Here is a 22,801-nt window from a genome sequence, read left to right on the forward strand (position 1 = left end):
TTTACATAGATTGTGCATCTGTTTCGTCTACGTGAGTATGTACATCTAGCTCTCTATGCATATTTTCTTGCATAAACGTTAACTCAAATACTTCTTTTAACTTACGAACAGGAATAATTTCAATTCCCTTGATCGTATACAAAAATGGTTGCATATTTTCAGCAGGAATAATGACTTTCTTAGCTCCCGCTTTTTTCGCAGCTTTTATTTTTGCGTACACGCCACCAATAGGCTTTACCTCTCCGTGTATACTTATTTCCCCTGTCATCGCTACTTCATTATTTACATACGTGCGGTGCACCGCAGAATATACACCTGTTGCCATAGCGATTCCTGCAGAAGGTCCATCAATTGGGATACCACCTGGAAAATTAATATGTATATCATATCCTTCTGGCAACACATCTAAAGAACGAAGTACTGTTAATACATTATCAACAGAGCCTTTCGCCATACTTTTACGACGAATCGATTTCGTTTGACTACCAATACTTTCTTCTTCCACAATTCCGGTAACATTTACCGATCCTTTATCTTTCGCCAGAATTGCTGTTACTTCAATTTCTAATAACGCACCTGTATTTGGTCCGTATACAGCAAGACCATTTACAAGACCAATCCTTGGAATCGGATAAATGCGCTTTTCATATTTCGGTGTAAGCTGACTCGAGTGAACAACCCACTCTATATCTTCATCCTTAATGAAAGAACGTTCTTCATTTATCGCCATACCAGCAGAGATTTGCACGAGATTAATCGCTTCTCGTCCATTCCTTGCATACATCCCAATCATTTCAATACCATTTTCACCCATTTGCATTTCCACTTTTTCCGCGGCATTTTTCGCTACTTTTTGAATTTCTTCCGTATCTAATTCACGGAAAAATACTTCTAAGCAACGTGACCGAATAGCAGGAGGAATTTCCTCTGGCGAACGTGTCGTTGCTCCAACTAAACGAAAATCTGCCGGTAAGCCTTTTTGGAAAATATCATGTATATATGTTGGGATCATCGTATTTTCTTCACTATAGTACGCACTTTCTAAAAATACTTTTCGATCTTCTAACACCTTTAACATTTTGTTCATTTGAATCGGATGGAGCTCGCCAATCTCATCAATAAACAAAATACCACCATGTGCATCTGTTACAGCACCTTTTTTCGGTTGCGGAATACCTGCTTGCCCCATCGCCCCAGCACCTTGATAAATCGGATCATGCACCGAACCAATTAAAGGGTCTGCGATACCACGTTCATCAAACCGAGCTGTTGTCGCATCAAGTTCAATAAATGTTGCATTCGTACGAAATGGAGATTTAGGATTTCGTTTCGCTTCTTCTAATACAAGACGTGCTGCCGCTGTTTTCCCAACACCTGGCGGGCCATATATGATTACATGTTGCGGATTCGGACCACAAAGAGCCGCTTTTAACGACTTAATCCCGTCCTCTTGCCCTACAATATCTAAAAAGGTTGTAGGACGCACCTTTTCTGCTAGCGGCTCTGTTAAAGAAATCTCACGCATTTTACGAAGCTGTTCTAATTCTTTTTTCGATTCTCGATCAATTGAAACTTTTTGTGTTCGTTGATTTCGAAGTAAATGCCAGAAATACAATCCGACAATTACACCAAAAACAAGTTGAACAACTAAAAATATATTTGTCCAGCTCATTATTTATTTCCTCCCGCAATATTTTATCTCTTAGTATTTCCGCGGAGGAACGTAGCTAAACATAAAGAAAAACAGCAATTATAAAAATTGCTGTTTCCCTTTCGCATTATGCAGATGTTTTTGTATCAAGTACAGTACCGTCTTGTAACACCAATTTTGGTGGCTCATTATCAGCTACTGTTTCTTTTGTAAGAATACACTTCTCGATATCTTTACGAGATGGAAGTTCGAACATTACATCAAGCATTAAGCCTTCAATAATAGAACGAAGTCCACGAGCACCCGTTTTACGTTCAATTGCTTTTTTCGCAATTTCGATTAGTGCACCTTCTTCAAACTCTAACTCAACATCGTCAAGCTCCAATAGTTTTTGGAATTGCTTAACAAGTGCATTTTTCGGTTTCGTTAAAATATCAACAAGAGCATCTTCATCAAGTGGCTCTAGGTTCGCAATAACTGGAAGACGACCGATAAACTCTGGAATTAAACCAAATCTTAAAAGATCCTCTGGTAATACGTGAGATAAAACATGCTTCTCATTTACATCAGCATTTTTCTTCTCAGAACCAAATCCAATTACTTTTTCACCAAGGCGACGTTTAATAATCGGCTCAATGCCATCAAACGCTCCACCACAAATGAATAAGATGTTCGTTGTATCAATTTGAATAAACTCTTGGTGCGGATGCTTACGACCACCTTGAGGCGGAACGCTTGCTACAGTACCTTCTAAAATTTTCAGAAGTGCCTGCTGCACACCTTCACCAGATACATCACGTGTAATTGATGGATTTTCGGACTTACGTGCCACTTTATCAATCTCATCAATATAAATGATTCCTTTTTCCGCTTTCTCTACATCATAATCAGCTGCTTGAATTAATTTTAGTAAGATATTTTCTACATCTTCCCCAACATATCCAGCTTCTGTTAAAGATGTTGCGTCCGCGATTGCAAATGGAACATTTAGAATACGCGCTAACGTTTGTGCAAGTAATGTTTTACCACTACCTGTTGGCCCGATAAGTGCGATATTACTCTTCGCTAATTCTACATCATCAATTTTGCTGTTAGAATTAATGCGTTTGTAATGGTTATATACCGCTACTGCTAGTGCTTTTTTCGCGCTATCTTGCCCGATGACATACTCATCTAAGATTTCACGAATTTCTACCGGTTTCGGTACATCTTTGAATTCTACTTCTTCGTCCTTCGCAAGCTCCTCTTGTACAATTTCAGTACAAAGTTCGATACACTCGTCACAAATGTAAACACCTGGACCTGCCACTAACTTTCGAACTTGCGTTTGTGTTTTACCACAGAAAGAACATTTTAATTGCCCTTTTTCATCATTAAATTTAAACATATTTTCACACCCCTTACAAAGTGCTAACCTCTTGCCTTCGTATGTACACGATAAATGTATCGTATGTAAATACATATTATGTCACTACGTGGCGAGAAATACAAATAATATGACTAGTTATGTACAAATAAAAAATTTTTAAAACTTTTGAAATATGTATATTCGACTTGTAAAGGAACTTTTCCTTCTCCATCGAAAAGTTTTATAAATATATTTCTATATTTATAAAACAAGGCACGATTTTAATCGTGCCTTGTTATTTTATTATGCAGCGTTTTCTACTAAGAAGTCTACAGCTTTACGCACTTTAAGATCTTCAGCTAAAGCGTCTACGCTTCCAAGAGCTTGCTTGATAGCGTCTACTGGCATACCGTACATTTCAGCCATTTTTTCAACTTCTGCAGTTACTTCTTCTTCAGTAACTTCGATGTTTTCAGCTTCAATGATAGCTTCAAGAACAAGATTGATTCTTACACGTTTTTGTGCATCTTCTTTCATTTGCTCTTTTAATTTGTCAGCATCAGTACCTGTGAATTGGTAGTAAAGCTCAAGGTTCATACCTTGTTGGCTTAAACGTTGCTCGAATTCACGAACCATACGATCTAACTCAGTGTTGATCATAGCTTCTGGAATTTCGATTTCAGCGTTAGCAGCAGCTAATTCTACTACTTCGTCACGTACTTTGTGCTCAGCTTCGTGCTTTTTGCCTTCTTCTAAGTTTGTGCGAAGTTTTGCTTTTAATTCATCAAGAGTTGCAACCGCTTCGTCTGCTTCTTTAGCGAACTCGTCGTTTAACTCAGGAAGTTCTTTTGTTTTGATTTCGTGAATTGTTACTTTGAATGTTGCTGGTTTGCCAGCTAATTCAGCAGCATGGTACTCTTCTGGGAATGATACTTCAACGTCTTTAGACTCACCAGATTTAAGACCGATTACTTGCTCTTCGAAACCTGGGATGAATGTACCAGAACCGATTGCTAGAGAGTAGTTTTCGCCTTTTCCGCCTTCAAATGCTTCGCCATCAACGAAACCTTCGAAGTCGATTACAGCTGTATCACCGTTTTCAACAGTTCCTTCTTCTTTAACAACTAGCTCAGCTTGACGCTCTTGTAAAGATTTTAATTCGTTCTCTACATCTTCGTCAGTTACAGTTGTTTCAACTTTTTCTACTGCTAAACCTTTGTACTCACCTAATTTAACTTCAGGTTTCACTGTAACTTTTGCAGTGAAGATAAGGTTAGCATTTTTTTCGAACTTCTCGATGTCGATTTCAGGATGATCAACTGGGAAGATACCAGCTTCTTCAATCGCTTCACCGTATGCTTTTGGTAAAATGATATCTAAAGCATCTTGGTATAAAGATTCAATACCAAAGCGTTGTTCGAATAATGGACGAGGCATTTTTCCTTTACGGAAACCTGGTACGTTAATTGTTTTTACTACTTTTTTGAACGCAGCGTCGATAGAGTTGTTTACTTCTTTAGCATCAACTTCGATTGTTAAAACGCCAACGTTACCTTCTAATTTTTCCCATTTTGTAGACATTTATTCTTTCCCTCCAACTATAATAATGTATGCACATACCTCTATAGATTAAGATCTTCATTATCTCTTTTTTGAAATAACAAATACACAAATAATCCTCTAGCAAAAGCTTTCAGATATAATGTTCCAATCTACTAATTGCCCAGAAGACAACTACGGTATATTTTGTTCGAGAATAATATGAAACATATTAAGTAAGAGAATTACACTTCTCTTCTCTTACAAACAGGCAGTTTTCTGCCTTTTGCAACCCTTACATTATAACATAGAATATGCTCGTTTCAAGAACTGAACGATTCTTTTTCATAATTATACGGGCAAATATCCTTCTCTTTCAACACGTAATAACCATTGATAGGCAATATGAAACTCTTCCAATTCGATATTGTATGCTGCCATAAGCTCTTCTTCATCAATAGCCAATCCGAAACGCTTTCTTCCAATTCTCTCTAAAACAGCTGACCAAATCTCCTCTTTATCCATTAATAGAGCGAATGGGAAAACGCTAATTTGCAATTCTTTCCAATATGTAACCATCGCTTCAAATATATCGGGATAATTTTGCTCTAATCGACTTGATAATTTATGTATAATGTTATTGGATTGCTCCTCATTATGACCTGTAAATGCTGGAATTACCTTAATCGTATTCCCAAACTTTTCTACCTCTATTTCCTCTTCTACCTGACTTTCTATCATTTTATACAAAATAGAAGTTTTCAAATAGGGGTGTTGCTCTTCGTCTATTAAAAATTTCTTTAAAACAGGTAATGCAAGATCTAAGTCTTTTAAAGAAAGTCGCTGAATCGCTCTTAGCTTCTGTCCAAAGTTTTCTCCAAAAATTTCATTAGTAAACTCATCCAATTCAAAATTCGAATCCACTAGCGATGCGTCTCCTTCATTTAGCATACCTTCTGCAAATAAAGCAAGCTGCGCTAATTTTTCCTTTTGATCAGGCATTATATCTTTCGTTTGTAAAACCTTTTCAACAGTTTCAATAACACCTTCATAATCATTTGTTTGAACTAAAATAGTCACGTACGTTTCAAGAATATCACCAAATAAGACAACTCCTGTTTTAAGCAACTGTTCACATTTGTCTTTCGCTTCTTCCATACGTTTTAATTCGAGTAAACAAATAACTGAAGCTAATTCCGTTTGTTCCGTTTCCGCATTATACTGACGTAATATTTCAAAGCAGCGCAATGCATCTTCGAATTTCCGCTCTTTCAGCGCTAAAAAACCTTCATCAATATAGCGCTCTGATAGTTGTGGAAACAATACGACCGTATTTTCTTTTTTATCCATACGTCCGCCTCTTTTTCTTGATTTTAATTATGTTCAAAGTAAATATATCAAATGCGTAATGAGAACACAACATCCCAAAACTATTTGTTTGAAATATAAAAATATTTAATTTTTACATTCCAATACAAATAAATCTCTACTAAAAATTAAAATTGTACAAATAAAAATCCCCAGCAACAAACGCAGAGGATTTATCATTAATGGAAAGCTTTTATAATTGTGGGGTATATTACAAGGGTAATAATTTGGAGAACAATAATTGCCATAACAATCATGCTAAAATAGAAGATTGGTTTACTTCGCTTCATTAAAAACATAATAATAAGCATCGTACAAGCAAACAAACTTAAGAAGAACAAACTTGTTGTCGAACTAAGTATACCACTTGGGACAAAGAACAATAACACTACACTACAAGTACCTATAATTCCAAATAACCATTCCATTCATTCACTCATTCCCTTTCCCTCTCATGGCTGTTTTCTCTAAGCAATCAAATGTTTCACAACATCAACTACATACGTTAATTTCTCATACGCTACAAATCCAAAAGCAACCGTCAAGCCCGTTACAACTAATCCTTTCATCATTTCTTCCTCCTCGTTTTATCGTTGTTATCTTCATTATAGAGGATTAGCAATTTGTTACCATCGAACTACCTTACAGTTACCTTACAGAATTGTAAGATTTCGAAAGAGGATTGAAAAACACCTCATATCGCTTGAGGTGCTTTCACGGAGTTTCTCTATAATCACTTGCAAAATTAACTTTTTTCTCTTGGTTATTTTTCGGAGAATCCACTCTTAAACTAATAGATTTACTAAATAATTTTGGATTGAAATAATAACAAAGATCTGTTTGAGGACAGTATACACAATACACATCTATCTCTTCTTTATTCACTTCTTTTGTAGTGACTCCGCTTGTCGTAGAATAACTAGATCGGAATCTAACTTCTAGTATCCCTCTTGCATTCAATTCTCTATATTTCACTTGTACCCTTTTAAATCTCACGTCTTTATATACTACAAGATCAAACGGCGAATGCTCTGTTTGCAGCATTAAAATCATGTATCCTTTTTCATACAAATCAACTTGTGCCTTTAAAACAGCTAAATCTCCTTTTGTTCTTGTATGATGGTACACTTTTTCTCAGCACCTTTTTACATATTTTATAATAATATTCGTTCCTTTTCTTAACTTACCTCCCAATATTTTCTCATTAAAAGAAAACTCTTTGTTAAAATCATGTTAATATATTTTTGTACAATTAAGAATTTAATTTACAAGGGGGATTATATATGTTCAAAAAAGTAGCTGCTGATGTTTTAGGGTTAAGCGATGTAGGTTCTGTCATTACACCGAAAGATTACGATAAAGTTGATGCTGATGATTACGTGATGCACGAAGATGGAGAGAAAATTTATTTTCTAATTAAATCCAAATCAGATGAATATTGCTTCACAAACAAAGGATTACTTCACCTAGATGGTACAAGCGCAACAAGTAAAAAACGCACACTGCGCCGCTATAGCTATAGTAAATATCAAATTAAAAACGTAGCACTTGAAACTGCAGGAACGATTGATTTAGATATAGAAATTAAGTTTCAAATGGGAGATGAGCATTACTCAATTGATGTTCATAAAAAACATATTGAAGAATTAAAAGATTTATATAAGGCTTTACTTAAAATTGAAGAAATTTCATACGACAACGACATTACATTAAAATATGCACATAAAAGTTTAGATATGGCATCTAACGCTTTCAGCCGTATTTCAAACGCACAAGTAAACTTAGCAGAGCAATTTAAAGAGATGAACGAGATCGCCTTTAACTGGCTTGTTGATACGAAGAAACAATATAATGTGAAAGATTATGGTTTTGTCTTTGACAAGTTTATTAACAACTAATTTAAAACAAACAAAAAACCTTGTTATCAAAAAGATAACAAGGTTTTCTTAGCGTCCCAGGAGAGATTCGAACTCCCGCTCCGCCCATTTCCGTACTATTTTATATATTTTGATCGCAGTCTTAATATATCTTCTCCTTCGCGAATGCCTGCCGATCCCTTCCTCACATTTTTTACGACAGTCCAATTCGGGTTAGTTTCATCACCGATGTTCTGTACTGTAAAATTGCCATCACCATATTTCCGGTGACCTTCCGCCAATTTCTCCGTTAAATCATTCTCATTTGATCTCGCCATCTTTGCGCCATCTCCCTTTTTTATACGACCTTCTTAAACCATCTAACCAATCACAGGTCCAGTCAATTGGAGATTCTCGTTTTCCGCTTCTATTAATTGTAACACACTACCGGGAATAAGTTCCGATAACTGCTGCTCAATCGTACTAGAATGGTAAAGAGTTTTATAATATTGTAAGTAAACAATTAAGAGAATCTGGATATGGATTTGAGTTCCATCATAAACCTATTGATTCTTTAAATTAAATAAGAGGAATAGGGCGCATAAATGGCGCTCTTTTTATTTAAGAAAAAGAAGTACATATGCAACTGCTTAATATCAAAGGAAAGGTCGCAAATATCAAGAATGAACTACACCTATAACCCAAACATCAAATTTTAGACAAACAAAAAACCTTGTTATCTTTTGATAACAAGGTTTTTTTAGCGTCCCAGGAGAGATTCGAACTCCCGACCGTACGCTTAGAAGGCGTATGCTCTATCCGGCTGAGCTACTGGGACATGGAGCGGGTGAAGAGAATCGAACTCTCGACCAGAGCTTGGAAGGCTCTTGTTTTACCACTAAACTACACCCGCATATGTTATTTTCTTTTCTTCGTTAGCGCCGTTGCCCTATCGACAATATTTATTATATGTATAACCATACATAAAGTCAACACCTTTTTTAAAAGAGGATAAATTTTCTTATCCTCTTTTAAAAACTGCTTGTTCAACTAGTTGTCCGTCTAATGTTTCAAAACGAACTTCCATTTGATTTTCATCCATTTCTAATAAAGCAAATGTCTTTTCTACACGCTGACGTGGTAATAAAATACTGCCTGGATTAATAAATAAAACGCCGTCGATTAATTCCGCACCTAATACGTGAGAATGTCCGAAGCATGCAACTTGCGCTCCTACTTCTTCAGCATGGTACGCTAGCGTTTGTAATGTCATTTTCACATTATGGCGATGTCCATGCACAACTAAGAAGCGAATTCCATTTACATCAGTTACAATTTCATCTTGAAAGTTAGCATAATCACAGTTTCCTTTTACAACATGGAAACCTTGCAGTTCTTCATGAGCAGGTGTTAGCTCTGAATCACCGCAATGAATCATGATATCTACTTTCCCTTCATATTTCTCTTTCAACTGCTGTAATTCCTTCACAGAGCTATGACTATCGCTTACGATTAAAGCTTTCATCGCTCTCTCTCCCTTATTCTTCTAAAAACCATTCTGGGATTTTTTCTTCTAACTTACGAAGAGCACGACCACGGTGGCTAATAGCATTTTTCTCATCTGAACTTAATTCCGCCATTGCCTTTTTGTATTCTTCCACATAAAAGATCGGATCGTATCCAAAACCATTTTCTCCACGGCGTTGTTCTAAAATAAATCCTTCACATGTCCCATTTACAATGACAGGCTTTTTATCACCTTCAGGGAAAGCAACTGCTAATGCACAATAGAAACGAGCTTTACGCTTTTCAAATTCAATGCCATTTAATTCTTGTAACACTTTATCGATATTTGCTTGATCATTTTTTGGTTCACCAGCAAAACGAGCTGAATACACGCCTGGTTTTCCGTTTAAAGCATCTACAATAAGACCTGAATCATCCGCAATTACGATTGCATTCAGCTGTTTGCTCAAACTATCCGCTTTTAAAATTGCATTTTCTTCAAATGTTTCACCAGTTTCTTCAACTTCATCAATATGAGGAAAATCGTGTAATGATTTTACTTCTAAATCAAATCGCTCAAATAACTCAGCAAATTCACGTACTTTACCCATATTTTTTGTCGCTACAACAACTTGTTTCATACTTTCCACCTCTACTCTATATGAGATACGATGTCGCCTAACACTTCTTTTTGCATATCAATCAGTTGGAAAATGCCCTGTTCTGCAGCATCAAGTAATTCATTTAACTGTGCTCTGCTAAACGTCGCTTCTTCTCCAGTTCCTTGCACTTCAACAAACTGACCTTTTCCAGTCATAATCACGTTCATATCAACGTCTGCTTTAGAATCTTCTGCATAGTTTAAATCTAAAACAACACCTTGTTCTTCAACAATTCCTACTGACGTTGCTGCTAAATAATCTTTTACTGGAATTTTAGATACTTTTTCTGCTTGTAATAGCTTTTCAAACGCTAATACCATTGCTACATATGCACCTGTAATAGAAGCAGTTCTCGTTCCACCATCCGCTTGAATAACATCACAATCAATCCAAACCGTTCTTTCACCAAGTGCTTCTAAGTCAACTACCGCACGTAATGCTCGTCCAATTAAACGCTGGATTTCCATTGTACGTCCTGTTACTTTCCCTTTACTTGACTCCCTAATCGTACGTTGTTCTGTTGCACGCGGAATCATCGCGTATTCAGCTGTTACCCATCCTTTTCCTTCTCCACGCATAAACGGCGGGACACGCTCTTCAATTGTTGCTGAGCAAATCACCTTTGTATCCCCAACTTCAATTAATACAGATCCCTCTGGATGTTTTAAATAATTCGTATGAATATGTATATGGCGTAATTCTGTTTTCTCTCTACCATCTACTCGCATAAAAATAACCTCCTCTTAATTACTACTCGTTAGTATAGCCAAATTTAAATGTATGATATGTATACAATAAAAGAAGGAGAACCCAAAAAGCAATTCTCCTTTCTTACAAGTATATCAAATTATTCAAGATTAAAAACTACCTGTATTCACGTTTTCTGGACGATCTACAGGTTTTATTAACTTTCCACCCTTTTCATCTATAAGATTTGCTTTTCCATTCACTTCAATAGAAATATTTTTCACACCTTTCTTTTCTGTTAAAGATAAAACTAACGACTTCAGTACGTAATTTGAAATCATATTTTTATCTGGGTTTACAAATATATTTTCATTAAAGTTTAATGTAAGATTTCCGTCTTGTAATTTCGGATTCGTAATAAGCTTAACGCCTGGATTAAAATCATTCAGGAGCGATTGATGAATCGGACCTTTTACAAGCTCATCTATAATTGCTGCATAGTCATTTTCTTTACCTTCCGCAACGCGACGTGTGACTGGTACGTAGTATTGCTGTTTATTATTATTTTGCGCCATGAAATACAATGTGACTGGTTTTGTATTCGTTACATCTGCTACTTGTTCATCATCGAAGTTAATACCATTTGCACGGCTCACTCCTTCACCAAGCGGTGTACCCCCAACAGGCATCTTCGCCAATTTCTCACCATTTATTTGGAACTGCACTTGTTTTATCTCTGTAAATTGCGTCAACGTCCACGCTATAGATTCAACGATTTGACGCTCTTCTTCTTTCGCATAATTTTTCATTTCTTTAGAGAAATCAATAACTGCCGTCCCGTCCTTTTTCAAATCTAAGGTCATCGTTGTATTCGCCGGAATGACTGCACGAAATCCATTCGGTAATAAATTTGTTACCGGTCCATCTTTCACAAGGTATTCTAACGTTTGCTTCACAGTCTCATTTGCTTTCGGAGTAGGTATAGCTAACGTTTGTGGTACAACATAACCATTTTTATCAACAAGGTATAGTTCTCTATTTACCATTTGCCCTTGCTTATCTTTTTTAGCTACTTCTTTCTTCCCACCCTCTGTATACGTAACTTGTTTTGGCGGATCAATTTGTTCAGTTGCTTTCTCCTGATTTATAAAGCCACACCCTGTTAGTAAAACAGCGCTCACAGTAGCACCAACAACCCATTTAAAAGTGGATTTAGGCATGCCATTCCCCCCTAAAATCTAAGTTTGTACTATTATGTATACGAGCTGTTTCACATTTTAGAACAAACCGTGCCTCTTATATAGTGAAACTTTAATCAATGGGGGTTTTGTTCATCCCCACATAACTTCTTTTCTTCCGCTGAATTTTGAGGTGAAGGTCTTACTGCGCGGAAAATAGCGGGATAAACAAAAAACTCCTGATTTCTCAGGAGCTCACTTATATGAATTCTACTATTATTCTTTTTCTAAATGAATATGCTTCACATTTTCAATCGGTTGACCGAACCATTTTGATGCAATTTCTTTAAACAAGTCTATTTTTCCTGTTGTTAAGAAGAGATGATCGCTTTGTTCTTCTCCTTCATTCAACATTTTACTATGATATAAGATTGTACTTACTTCACGTGCTGTTTCATCACCAGAACTAATTAGTTGCACTTTATCTCCCATTACTTTTTTAATAACAGGTCCTAAAATCGGATAATGTGTACACCCTAATATAAGTGTATCAATATCGGTACTTTTCAGTGGTTGCAGCGTTTCTCTTACAACTTCATACGCCATTTCACTTTCGAAATTCCCACTCTCTACAAGTTCAACGAAAGGTGGACAAGCTAAACTTTCTACCATAACACGGTTATTAATAGACTTTAACGCCTCTTCGTATGCACCACTTTTCACCGTTCCAATCGTTCCAATAATCCCAACGTGATACGTGTTTGTCACTTTTAAAGCTGTACGTGATCCTGGGTGAATAACTCCTACTACTGGAATTGGTAATTGTTTTTGCATCTCTTCTAATACAACTGCAGTTGCTGTATTACACGCAATAACTAACATTTTAATATTTAAATCTAGTAAATGCTCCGTCATTTCCCACGTAAATTGACGTACTTCTTCTCGAGAACGTGGACCATAAGGACAACGTGCTGTATCTCCTAAATATATGATACGCTCTTTCGGCAACTGACGAATTAATTCCTTCGCTACTGTTAAACCGCCAACTCCTGAATCGATAACACCGATTGCTCTATTCAACTTCATCACCCGTTTTCTCATTCATCATCTTTTATGTTTATCATTATATTTTACACACTTTAAGTTCGCTCACTTCAAATGCTTCTGTATGAAAATTTTCATTTGCCCATGTATAGACTAGGACCTTTTTTATTTTGCTCCTTTTTTTCGTAATTTGCAAGATAGAAAAATAACCGACCTTCTATAAGAAAGTCGGTTTCTTCTATATAAAGTGCATATTCATTGCTCCATCTTTTTTTGAAAAGAAGACATTCCCATTAATAAGAAGAAATGAGCAGCAATTAAAATGACGATTAACATAAAATTAAAACGATAACTATTTGTGGATTCCATAATTTTGCTCGCTACAGCTGGTCCAAATGCCATACCGAAGAAGTTAATTAAATTGTATAAACCAAGACCGACTCCAACTTTAGCTACATGTAATGTTTTCGGTATAAATGTGTTCAATGATACTTGAATGGCAGAATAACTCATAAACGTTAAAATAATCGCTACTAAAATAACTATTAAGTTTCCATTCGGAATAAGCCCTAAAATTAAAAAGCCAACAATCATAAGGACAGACGCTACATAAATCATGTTCACATTTCCAAACGAAGGGACAATCTTCCCGGTAATAAAACTAGATACAATACCAAAGAGTGATGCAACAAACAATGCAATTCCGATAACGAATGGAGACAATCCATGCTCTCTTCCTAACAGCAATGGCAATAATAATAAACTAGCACATAACGCCACATTCATTATAAATCCGACCGCTATTAAACGAAGAAATGGTTTATTTGTAAACAACTCAATATCAATAAATGGATGCTCCGCGTTCTTCATACGAACAGTGAATAAAAATAAGAAAATAACAGATAACACAAATAGCCAACTATTCATATTAACACCTAACAAAACAGTCGTAATAAATACAAATAGTAACGCCGCTCCAATGTAATCAAAATGAAACGCTTCTTCCGTATGACGCGCTTCTTCTGGCATAAATTTTATAAGCAAGAAAATCCCCAATACTGAAATAACCATAAATAAAAATAAATATGGCCACCCTAGTGTATTTGTAATAGCCCCACCAACTAAAGGACCAATACCAACCGCTAATGCAATAGAAGAACTAATCATCGCTAAAGCACCAGGCTTCTTAGCAGGAGCGACTAATTTTGCTACCGCAATCATACTAAGCGCAATAAACGCCGCGCCCCCACTCGCCTGCACTAATCTTGCAAAAATGACAATCGCATAAGATTGATTTACAAATCCAATAATGGACCCAGCTACAAATATGATAATTGAAATAATCAATAGTTTTTTTACACTATAACGATCAGCAAGCTTCCCATATATTATCGAACCAATACCGACAAATAAGGAATAACCTACTACAACCCAACTTACTTTCGATTGACTAATGGATAAATCATGAGCCATATCCTCTAACGCAACATTAAATAAAACCGCATTCATCGGTCCTAATAAAACGATAAAACATAATGTGAAAACAAACCATTTTGAATGGTTACTTATATCTTTTCCCATGTGTAACACCTCTCCTGATTATAGTAACTGTAAATAAAAATGAAAAATAAAGTTATTCAGCGCCTCTATCGCTACTAAACAACTTCATCAAATGTATATATTTATCGCGCGACAAACTGGATCCGAAACGAAACATGTATGTTGTTCGATATTCATGGAACTATCATAGTTTCAGCATTACAGTTTGTCAACGAAAAATATACAAAGTAAACTAATTTAGTATTTTTAGTTTACTTTGTTCAAAAATTGTTATACACTAATTTCGAATCCGATATAAAGAGGGCTGACATGGTTATTCAAATTTGCAATTTCTAACTTAATAAAATAATAAATTTTTATATAGAAGAAACATTACAGGAGGATTATGATGAAGAAAAAAATGTTAGTTGTATTAACGAGCGTAGAAAAATATCCAAATTTAAATCGAGCTACTGGTCTTTGGCTTGGTGAAGCTGTCCATTTCGTTAAAAAAGTTGAAGAAGCTGGTTACGAAGTAGATTATGTTAGCCCACAAGGTGGTTATACACCGATTGACCCGCATAGTTTAGCAATGGCGGAGAGCATCGATTGGGAATGGTATCAAAAGAAAGAATTTATGAATCGTCTCGGTTCTACAATGAAACCGAGTGAGGTGAATCCAGAAGACTATGCTGTTATTTATTACGCAGGTGGTCACGGTGTGATTTGGGACTTCCCAGAAAATAAAGAACTTCAAATGATTAGCCGTAACATTTATGAAAATGGAGGAATCGTTTCCTCTGTTTGTCACGGAGCTGCTGGTTTATTTCACATTACATTAAGTAATGGGGAACGTTTAATTAGCGGTAAAAAAGTAACAGGATTTTCAAATGAAGAAGAAAAACTAGCTGAATTAGATCAATTTGTTCCATTTTTAACAGAAGATGAACTCATTAAAAATGGAGGACTTTACGAAAAAGCTGCAGAGCCTTGGGAAGCTTTCGCTGTAGAAGATAATCGTGTTATCACTGGTCAAAACCCAGCTTCAGGTGGTGCAGTAGCTGAATTAGTATTGCAATACGTAAAAAATAACATGTAATAAAAAAGCAGGTTTTCCATTACTATAGGAAAACCTGCTTTTTTACGAAATCATTTGCAAAATAGCAATAACTTCTTTTTCAATTTCCGAATCATCAATTGCTTCTATATACTCTGGTTTAAAAAGTTGATACTTCTTTAGTTGATAAAAATCAAGTATCGCTTTCTTTAACGTAATATCGTACTGAATACAAAAAGAATGATCTATAATACGTCTTAACATCACGTCATCTTGCACCATAAATAATTGTGCGTTCATTTTATTAAAGTAACCTTGTTCCATACCAGCTTCAAAAAACATTTGCAAATTATGATTACGATTTTGTTGCGCAGCGACTAACTGATCAGATAAGTGCGGATATGCCTCTTTCAAATCTTGTAAAAAGACATCTGAAATATACGTCACACATTTTAAAGAGTGAATAAACGTCTTTTGGAAACGTTCTGTAAAAGACATACTTTCATCTTGATTATCCGCATCTCCTTCAAGAAGGTAGTTCATAAAATCTTCTACCACAGCTTCAATAATCTCATCTTTTGAAGAAAAACGTTTATATAAAGTAGCTTTACTAATATCCATATACTTCGCAATTTCATCTATTTTCAATTGACTAAAACTCGTTTTTCTAATAACGGGCTTTATTTTATTAATATAAGTGTTTGCACATGCAACTTTTCTCATTAAAAGAGCCTCCCCTTTTGTCCATACAAGATAGTATAGCAAATTCACAATTAATTATAAATGAAGTCACTATACTCAATATATCTTTTTAGTTTAAGGGGTCATTTATACTATAGAAAAATGCCCGCTACCTTTATAAGTAACGAGCATTTTTTCTATACTTTATTTACAGCTCTCCTTATAGCTTTCCCTATTTCCATACTAGAATGCGGGTTTTGCCCTGTAATTAAACGCCCATCTACTACAACATGCGGCGTGAAATTTGGAGCCACATAAAACAAAGCCCCTTCTTCTTTCAATTTACTTTCTAATAAAAACGGCACTCGCTTTTCTAAATGCACAGCTTTTTCCTCATCATTTGTATAACCTGTTATACGCTTACCGGCAACAAAAAACGAACCATCTTTATTTTTCACACCGACTAAAGAACTTACTCCGTGACAAACAGCCGCCACAATCCGGTTATTGTTGTACATATTTTCAATCAAATTTGCAACATACGGATTACCCGCAAAATCTACAATCGCCCCGTGCCCACCACCAAATAAAACCGCATCATAATCCGAAAAATGAACCGTTGAGATCGGATTCGTATTTTGCAACAAAGATGCAACATGCTTAAACTCACGAGGTATCCCGTTCGGAATAGACACTCTATCAATCGGTACTCTACCACCCTGTATCGACACAATATCAACATCGAACTTAGCTTTTTTAAACAAATTATAAGGAGCTGCGAGCTCTTCCAACCACAAACCAGTCGGGTGTCCATTCATATCATGAGCGCTTGTTGAAACTAACAATATCCTTTTCAACATATCCCCTCCTTACTACCTATTTATGTATGGAGTGTTCTTATCATTCATATAGCAAGCGAAAAAAACGATAACAATAAGCTGACCTTTTGTATAAAATTCAGCTTATTGTTATCGTTTGAATTCTTTCGTACGAAGATGTTCACAACTGTATAGCTTTTATCTCCAACGCCACGCAATTGTTGTATCCTCCATATGAATAGCAGGTATATCAATCCTTAAATACCGCTGATCATCCTCATCAAAAATAGACCAATTTTCTTCATGTAAAAATTCAGGGTCTATGCTTTCAAAATCAAATGCACTATCTTCGTCTACCATCTCACGAAAATATTTTTGGAACGTTTTACTATTCTCGTATAGACGAATTGTTCCATACATCCATGGCATATCTCCAAAAACATCTTTAATTTCACCTATCTCCATATCCTTAAAATACAACTTCATATTTGCACCTTCTTATCCATGAATGACAAGGATACCTCATCATATTTTAAAATAGTTATTTTTAACATTTCTTTCTTAAACATATCTTCCCCCTCACAGTCTGAGATACCTTTTTTAAGTTCAAAATATAAACAAAAAAAATAGCCGACTTTTATATAAAAGTCGGCTGCTTTCTTATAGTTCGAGCTCTCCCATGCGAAGAAGCTCAACAACTGCTTGTGAACGTCCTTTAACCCCTAGCTTTTGCATTGCGTTTGAGATGTGGTTGCGAACTGTCTTTTCACTTATAAAAAGTTCACCTGCAATTTCCTTCGTTGTTTTATCTTGAACCAGCAATTCAAATACTTCTCTCTCTCTCTTTGTGAGTAAAGGTTTAGATTGATACGCTTTTTCCTTCAACTGGTATAACCCTCCTTGCTTAAGCCAGAGCTGTGTATGTGTAAGTTGGGTGTTTATTTAGTCAAGATATTGTATGAACGAAATGTGCAGGTGGTGAATGAAAATGGGCTTTATTTCACATGTTATTTTAGACTTTTATACACTCACTTTCCAACACGCCATATTTGTTCTAGCAATATACTTACAACCGTACCTACAAATAAACCATTACCAAATATATATTGCATAACAGACGGCAAGGATTGGAGTGCTCCAGACGGTAAAAACATAACGCCGCTGCCAAATAATACTGCAACGCCTAAAATCGTTACATTCCTTTCACTCATCGGCACTTGTTTTATATTATTAAATCCAATTCCAATTAACTGTACGAACGAAGCCATTAAAACAGCCGATGCGACAGCAGATGGTAAAGATGCCAAGTAACGAATAATACTTGGAAAAAGAGACATTACGACTAGTAACGCACATGCCATTAAGAACGATCGTATATACTTTTGTTTTGTTAAACGTATAAATCCTGCCGTTGCTGGTAATGGTACGACACCTACAGTTGAAAATACAGAAGAGATGATATGTGAAATCCCCCCAACCCATGTTCCATCTTTCAACTGTTTTTGTTCAATAGTCGCTTTATGAATAGTTGCTTGATTAATTGCTATAATAGCTGCCACCGTATTCGAAACTAAAATACATACCATAACGAAACTTGATACAGCCATACCTATATTCCACTTTGGAAGTCCCCAAGCAAATATATGTGGAAGTTGCACAAAATGAGTTACTTGAGATGGGATTGTCAATTTTCCTGCAATAAGAAAAATAATCCACCCACTAATTAATCCTATTAAAACTGCATAACTTTTGACAAAACCTTTTCCAAAATTAGACAGTATAATAACGAACAAAAATATACTAAACGCAATTATCGCTGTAAATCCATCGATTTGAGAAATAGTAGCTGTAATTCCTAGCATTCCTTTTAAAAATACACCACTTAATTGTAAACATAATAAAAGTAAAAACGTCCCTGTCACAACTGGCGTAAATAAAAATAAAATACGTCCTATAAAACCAGTTACTCCTAATCCTATTAAAATAACACCGGAGATTATCATTCCTAACTCTAAAATTTGCAGTGTACTATGCAATTGATCTTGTCCGGCCGTTGCATAAGCAAGTACTGTAAATACACCAACCCAAGATCCAGCTGGTCCATCCGCAATTGGCAGTCTATGCCCAATCCATCCTTGTAAGAAAGAAGATATACCAACTACAAAAAACGTACGCTGCATTAAATAAAATATTTCTTCCGTCGTAAGATGAAATAATCCTCCAACGACAATTGGTAGTGCGATTGAATTTGCTAATAGAAATATAAACCATTGCAAAGTTCCCATAATATGATTTTGGTTATGTTGATTGTCCAATTTTTTCATCCCTTCTAGCTTTCCTATAAAAATATATTGTAAGAATAAAAAAGAAGAGTTCTATACTCACCATTAGAACCCTCCTCAAAATATTTAAACGATTCTTCTACACAAGATTATTTAATTCCACCTCATTTAAACTTCCAACAACAATATTTCCTTTATACACGACTAAACGTTTTTCTGTTTGACGCGCTACTGCTTCAGCAGCGCATGTCGCATTCGTCAAAACAAAGCTCGCTTCATCCCCTACATTCGGCCATACTCGCTTTCCTTCATTATTTAACGTTTCTTTTCCTCCTGTAATAAAGCGGAGTGCTTTTCCTAAAGACCCTTCGTCACTCCACCCAAAACGCTCTGCTAATCGATTCGCCTTTTGAAGCATATCACCTGTTCCAAACGGTGACCAGTGATCTGTAATGCTATCATTTCCTAATGAAACCTTAACACCTTTTTTATCTAATAACGGAATTGGGATTACTTGTTTACCAATTGGCACTGTTGAAGTAATATCAATATTTACATTTGCGAGTCTTTCTGCCACTTCCTCAGCCTCTTTATCAGTAACACCACCAAGTCCAATTGCATGACTAATCGTTACACGGCCTTGCCATCCTGCTTCTTCTGTTAAACTTGCCAATCTCTTCATCGTAAACGTTCCAAGATTATTCGCATCGTGCAAATGAATATCAACATCCGCATTAAATTCTACTGCGATATCCATAATTGTATGTAATGACTTTTCAATGTCATTATCCACTGTAGCTGGATCTACCCCTCCAACTAGATGAGCACCCATACGCATCGCATCTTTCACGAGTTGCACAGAATCACTGCGCAATAATCCATGTTGCGGAAACGCAACAATTCTACTAGACACTCGATTTTTATATGTTTCTAATGCCGCTAACGTCGCCTCCAAATTACCAAGCCCAATAATCGGATCGACATTACAATGCGTTCTAATATTCGTTGCACCATTTTGCAGTAGTAACTCTAGCATATTTTCCGCTCTATTTTGGGCAGTCGCTAATTGCTTTGGTAAAATTTTTTCTTCTTCATTAAAACGTGTAAAAATACTTTCTGCTGGCATACAAGCTTTCCATGGGCCACTATAATATGTTTTATCAATGTGAATGTGCATCTCTTTGAAAGCTGGCAACATTAATAAGTGCTTAGCATCAAAAGTTACTATATCTTCCTCTTGAATAATCCCTTTTATAATTTTTTTAATTCGACCATCTTCAATAAGTAAACTGCATAATTCTGTTTCTGTTTGTGAAATTCTCTCTTCTTCATATGTATATCCTGATTCAAGCATTACGTTATTCAACCAATATACTGTCATCTCTATTTCCCCACCCTTTATTAAAAATCAACTCATAACTACAAGTTTAATATCCACTGAAAATTAAGACAATTAATACGATCGCTTCTCACAAAAAAATGTAATACAACCCCATAGTCTTCTCATAAATTTCCATATAGAATAAAAGTATGCAGTTTGATATAAAAAGGAGTTGATTGGAATATGTCAAAAAAGTTATGTAAATCCGAAACTGATAAAATGCTATTTGGTATATGTGGTGGTTTAGGAGAATATTTTGATATTAGCTCTACTCTTATTCGTATCATTTGGATTATTGCTGTTTTATGTTTTGGGACAGGATTTTTAGTTTATTTCATTTGTTTATTACTTATGCCACGTTCGTACTAACGGCATCATTTCACATACTTAAGAAGAGCAAATCACCTATAGAATCCTATAGGTGATTTTTTCATGAAGAATATTTCATCGTTAAATGTAATACTGCCACTTCTTCTTCTTCATTTTTATAAATATGCTTCTTATTCGCTTCAAATTGAATGGAATCAAACTCATTTAATTCGTATACATCATTCTCCACTTGAATAGACACTTTCCCTTTCATTACCGTTACAAGCTCAATCGCACCTTCATGATGAGCTTCTGGTTCATATATACTATTTGATCGTAAACAAGCACGGTGCATTTCCATCCCTGTTTCTTTCGTATAACGGAACATCGTTTCTAAATGCCACGCTTGTCCTTCATCTACTGCAAATCCTTCTCCACAGCGCGCAACAGCTACAGGTTCTCCAACAACCATTAATCTGGATAAAGGAATTGATAACCCTTTCGTTATTTTCCAAATGACAGCTAGCGTCGGATTTGTTTCCCCTCTTTCGATCTTTCCTAATGTTAATTTACTAACTCCTGTTTTATGAGCTAATTCTTCTAAACTTAATTTCTGTTCATTTCGAATTTGTCTCAATAACTGTCCAACTTGTTGAATGACTTCTTTCGTTTGCATATCTTCATTTTCTTTCATATATAAAACCACCTTAAAGTATAAAATAGTTTACTTTTATTCACAAAAAGTATATCATACTATACATAATTATTTATTTTCGAAAGGAGTGCTATACTTCATGCGCGCAATTTTATTAGGCCTTTTATCATCGGCCTTTTTTTCTGCAACCTTTATTATCAATAGAGCAATGAATGTATCTGGAACGAGCTGGGCTTGGACAGCTTCCTTCCGTTTTTTATTTGCTCTTCCTATTTTATTCCTTATCGTTTTATTTCGCAAAAACTTTAGGGGATTATGGGAAGAGTTAAGAAAACATCCATTGGCATGGATCGGATGGGGTTCTGTTGCCGGTATTGGTTTTTATTCTTTATTAAGTTTTGCAGCTGTCTTTTCTCCAGCTTGGCTCGTTGCTGGAACTTGGCAAGTTACGATTTTAGCTGGTTTACTACTATCACCACTATTTTTCGTGAAAATAGAAACAAAATCAGGTACGAAACTTGTACGTGGAAAAATTCCACTTCGTAGCTTATATGTTGCATTATTTATTTTACTTGGTGTAATTTGTATGCAAGCAACTGCCGCAGGCCATATTACAATGACTCAGTTCATTTCAGGTTTTTTACCTGTCGTATTAGCCGCTTTCTTATATCCGTTCGGTAACCGAAAAATGATGGAGCTTGTTGGTGGACGCCTTGATACGTTCCAACGTGTATTAGGAATGGCAATTGGAAGTCTTCCTATAACAATCTTGCTTGGTATATACGGATTTTCTACTACTGGCATTCCAACATCCAACCAAATGCTTCAAGGATTTTTGTTAGCATTATGTTCCGGCGTTATTGCAACGATGACATTTTTCTTTGCTACTGACTTAGCAAAAGATAACCTCGCTCTACTTGGAGCTGTTGAAGCAACACAAGCTGGAACGATGGTCTTTACCGTACTTGGAGAAATCATTTTCTTAAATGGTTCACTCCCTGGAGGACTTTCTCTCATCGGAATGATTATTATCATGTTAGGAATGGTTGCAAATAGTATTTTAAACCGTTCTGTTCCAGTCGTTAAACAGAAAAAATCGGCATAAAAAAAGGGTATGGTTCTATAGAGATGTGGTATTATCCCCTATAGGTAGACAGTAAAAAAAGAGTCCATCTGATATGATGGACTCAATACTGTTTTATCTGGAGGGGATTTTTTTATGGCAAGAAAAGGACAATCA

The 22,801-nt window shown here is 35.7% G+C and carries 24 protein-coding genes, 2 tRNA genes and 1 pseudogene; 5 read left to right on the top strand and 22 right to left on the bottom strand.

From position 1 onward, the window contains the following. Position 1: 1 nt before the first annotated feature. The 6 genes from lonB to ACTFRH_RS27895 all read right to left on the bottom strand — a co-directional run bounded on the left by lonB (position 2) and on the right by ACTFRH_RS27895 (position 7,034). A complete protein-coding gene (gene lonB / locus ACTFRH_RS27870) occupies positions 2-1,672 on the bottom strand; it encodes an ATP-dependent protease LonB (protein WP_440048878.1) in 1,671 nt (556 codons plus the stop codon). Positions 1,673-1,778: 106 nt separating this feature from the next. After that, positions 1,779-3,038, bottom strand: a complete 1,260-nt coding sequence (clpX, locus tag ACTFRH_RS27875; RefSeq protein WP_000472289.1) for an ATP-dependent protease ATP-binding subunit ClpX — start codon at positions 3,036-3,038, stop codon at positions 1,779-1,781. Positions 3,039-3,302: 264 nt separating this feature from the next. Then, positions 3,303-4,580 carry a trigger factor gene (tig, locus tag ACTFRH_RS27880; protein ID WP_000105215.1) on the bottom strand — a complete coding sequence of 426 codons (1,278 nt, stop codon included), beginning with the start codon at positions 4,578-4,580 and terminating at the stop codon, positions 3,303-3,305. 309 nt (positions 4,581-4,889) lie between these two features. After that, positions 4,890-5,888, bottom strand: a complete 999-nt coding sequence (locus ACTFRH_RS27885) for a hypothetical protein (protein ID WP_000358275.1) — start codon at positions 5,886-5,888, stop codon at positions 4,890-4,892. A gap of 197 nt (positions 5,889-6,085) precedes the next feature. Next, on the bottom strand, positions 6,086-6,334 hold the full coding sequence (locus tag ACTFRH_RS27890) for a hypothetical protein (protein WP_001983650.1): 249 nt from the start codon (positions 6,332-6,334) through the stop codon (positions 6,086-6,088). A gap of 286 nt (positions 6,335-6,620) precedes the next feature. Beyond that, on the bottom strand, positions 6,621-7,034 hold the full coding sequence (locus tag ACTFRH_RS27895; RefSeq protein WP_000274744.1) for a group I intron-associated PD-(D/E)XK endonuclease: 414 nt from the start codon (positions 7,032-7,034) through the stop codon (positions 6,621-6,623). A 155-nt stretch (positions 7,035-7,189) separates the two neighbouring features. Between ACTFRH_RS27895 and ACTFRH_RS27900 the strand changes: the two genes are divergently transcribed. Beyond that, positions 7,190-7,804 carry a PH domain-containing protein gene (locus ACTFRH_RS27900; RefSeq protein WP_000475212.1) on the top strand — a complete coding sequence of 205 codons (615 nt, stop codon included), beginning with the start codon at positions 7,190-7,192 and terminating at the stop codon, positions 7,802-7,804. 95 nt (positions 7,805-7,899) lie between these two features. On the opposite strand, the gene ACTFRH_RS27905 is transcribed toward ACTFRH_RS27900, so the two are convergent. Beyond that, entirely contained in the window at positions 7,900-8,100 is a 201-nt protein-coding gene (locus ACTFRH_RS27905; protein WP_000124460.1) for a hypothetical protein, read from the bottom strand. A 152-nt stretch (positions 8,101-8,252) separates the two neighbouring features. On the opposite strand from ACTFRH_RS27905, the pseudogene ACTFRH_RS27910 reads away from it, so the two are divergent. Further along, a pseudogene (locus ACTFRH_RS27910) lies at positions 8,253-8,345 on the top strand (DUF6572 domain-containing protein); the annotation flags it as partial. 181 nt (positions 8,346-8,526) lie between these two features. On the opposite strand, the gene ACTFRH_RS27915 reads toward ACTFRH_RS27910, so the two are convergent. The 8 genes from ACTFRH_RS27915 to ACTFRH_RS27950 form a co-directional block, all read right to left on the bottom strand. After that, positions 8,527-8,600: transfer RNA gene (locus ACTFRH_RS27915), tRNA-Arg, on the bottom strand. 1 nt (position 8,601) lies between these two features. Further along, positions 8,602-8,675 (bottom strand) — tRNA-Gly (locus tag ACTFRH_RS27920). Positions 8,676-8,783: 108 nt separating this feature from the next. Then, positions 8,784-9,287 (bottom strand): metallophosphoesterase, encoded by a 504-nt coding sequence (locus ACTFRH_RS27925; RefSeq protein WP_000645501.1) that lies wholly within the window; start codon positions 9,285-9,287, stop codon positions 8,784-8,786. Positions 9,288-9,300: 13 nt separating this feature from the next. After that, positions 9,301-9,909 (bottom strand): XTP/dITP diphosphatase, encoded by a 609-nt coding sequence (locus tag ACTFRH_RS27930; protein ID WP_000815925.1) that lies wholly within the window; start codon positions 9,907-9,909, stop codon positions 9,301-9,303. An 11-nt stretch (positions 9,910-9,920) separates the two neighbouring features. Next, entirely contained in the window at positions 9,921-10,658 is a 738-nt protein-coding gene (rph, locus tag ACTFRH_RS27935) for a ribonuclease PH (protein ID WP_001261766.1), read from the bottom strand. Between the two features lie 129 nt (positions 10,659-10,787). Beyond that, positions 10,788-11,837, bottom strand: a complete 1,050-nt coding sequence (gerM, locus tag ACTFRH_RS27940) for a spore germination protein GerM (RefSeq protein ID WP_001126746.1) — start codon at positions 11,835-11,837, stop codon at positions 10,788-10,790. Between the two features lie 234 nt (positions 11,838-12,071). Next, complete coding sequence (racE, locus tag ACTFRH_RS27945) at positions 12,072-12,881, bottom strand: glutamate racemase (RefSeq protein ID WP_000774004.1); 810 nt, start codon at positions 12,879-12,881, stop codon at positions 12,072-12,074. Positions 12,882-13,094: 213 nt separating this feature from the next. After that, positions 13,095-14,420, bottom strand: a complete 1,326-nt coding sequence (locus tag ACTFRH_RS27950; protein WP_000513865.1) for an MFS transporter — start codon at positions 14,418-14,420, stop codon at positions 13,095-13,097. Between the two features lie 367 nt (positions 14,421-14,787). Between ACTFRH_RS27950 and ACTFRH_RS27955 the strand changes: the two genes are divergently transcribed. Further along, positions 14,788-15,477, top strand: a complete 690-nt coding sequence (locus ACTFRH_RS27955; RefSeq protein ID WP_000728508.1) for a type 1 glutamine amidotransferase domain-containing protein — start codon at positions 14,788-14,790, stop codon at positions 15,475-15,477. Positions 15,478-15,519: 42 nt separating this feature from the next. On the opposite strand, the gene ACTFRH_RS27960 is transcribed toward ACTFRH_RS27955, so the two are convergent. From ACTFRH_RS27960 to ACTFRH_RS27985, 6 genes are all read right to left on the bottom strand, one after another. Then, positions 15,520-16,158 (bottom strand): TetR/AcrR family transcriptional regulator, encoded by a 639-nt coding sequence (locus ACTFRH_RS27960; RefSeq protein WP_001233028.1) that lies wholly within the window; start codon positions 16,156-16,158, stop codon positions 15,520-15,522. Between the two features lie 155 nt (positions 16,159-16,313). Next, the gene (locus ACTFRH_RS27965) at positions 16,314-16,976 is read right to left on the bottom strand and encodes a type 1 glutamine amidotransferase domain-containing protein (protein WP_002164194.1); all 663 of its coding nucleotides are present in this window, start codon (positions 16,974-16,976) and stop codon (positions 16,314-16,316) included. Positions 16,977-17,132: 156 nt separating this feature from the next. Beyond that, positions 17,133-17,420, bottom strand: coding sequence for a hypothetical protein (locus tag ACTFRH_RS27970; protein WP_000780763.1), 288 nt, complete (start codon positions 17,418-17,420; stop codon positions 17,133-17,135). A gap of 174 nt (positions 17,421-17,594) precedes the next feature. Next, a complete protein-coding gene (gerE, locus tag ACTFRH_RS27975; protein ID WP_000659484.1) occupies positions 17,595-17,819 on the bottom strand; it encodes a spore germination transcription factor GerE in 225 nt (74 codons plus the stop codon). A 143-nt stretch (positions 17,820-17,962) separates the two neighbouring features. Next, positions 17,963-19,258, bottom strand: coding sequence for a purine/pyrimidine permease (locus ACTFRH_RS27980; RefSeq protein WP_002164195.1), 1,296 nt, complete (start codon positions 19,256-19,258; stop codon positions 17,963-17,965). A gap of 97 nt (positions 19,259-19,355) precedes the next feature. Next, positions 19,356-20,597 (bottom strand): amidohydrolase family protein, encoded by a 1,242-nt coding sequence (locus tag ACTFRH_RS27985; RefSeq protein WP_000219552.1) that lies wholly within the window; start codon positions 20,595-20,597, stop codon positions 19,356-19,358. A 183-nt stretch (positions 20,598-20,780) separates the two neighbouring features. Here ACTFRH_RS27985 and ACTFRH_RS27990 point away from each other — a divergent pair, with 183 nt between their 5' ends. After that, positions 20,781-20,966 (top strand): PspC domain-containing protein, encoded by a 186-nt coding sequence (locus ACTFRH_RS27990; protein WP_000038409.1) that lies wholly within the window; start codon positions 20,781-20,783, stop codon positions 20,964-20,966. A 61-nt stretch (positions 20,967-21,027) separates the two neighbouring features. On the opposite strand, the gene ACTFRH_RS27995 is transcribed toward ACTFRH_RS27990, so the two are convergent. After that, positions 21,028-21,600 carry a helix-turn-helix domain-containing protein gene (locus tag ACTFRH_RS27995; RefSeq protein WP_000661924.1) on the bottom strand — a complete coding sequence of 191 codons (573 nt, stop codon included), beginning with the start codon at positions 21,598-21,600 and terminating at the stop codon, positions 21,028-21,030. Between the two features lie 100 nt (positions 21,601-21,700). On the opposite strand from ACTFRH_RS27995, the gene ACTFRH_RS28000 reads away from it, so the two are divergent. Continuing rightward, entirely contained in the window at positions 21,701-22,666 is a 966-nt protein-coding gene (locus tag ACTFRH_RS28000; RefSeq protein ID WP_001201638.1) for a DMT family transporter, read from the top strand. Positions 22,667-22,801 lie beyond the last annotated feature (135 nt).

Source organism: Bacillus cereus group sp. MYBK216-1 (assembly GCF_051916495.1).
GTDB lineage: Bacteria > Bacillota > Bacilli > Bacillales > Bacillaceae_G > Bacillus_A > Bacillus_A thuringiensis_K.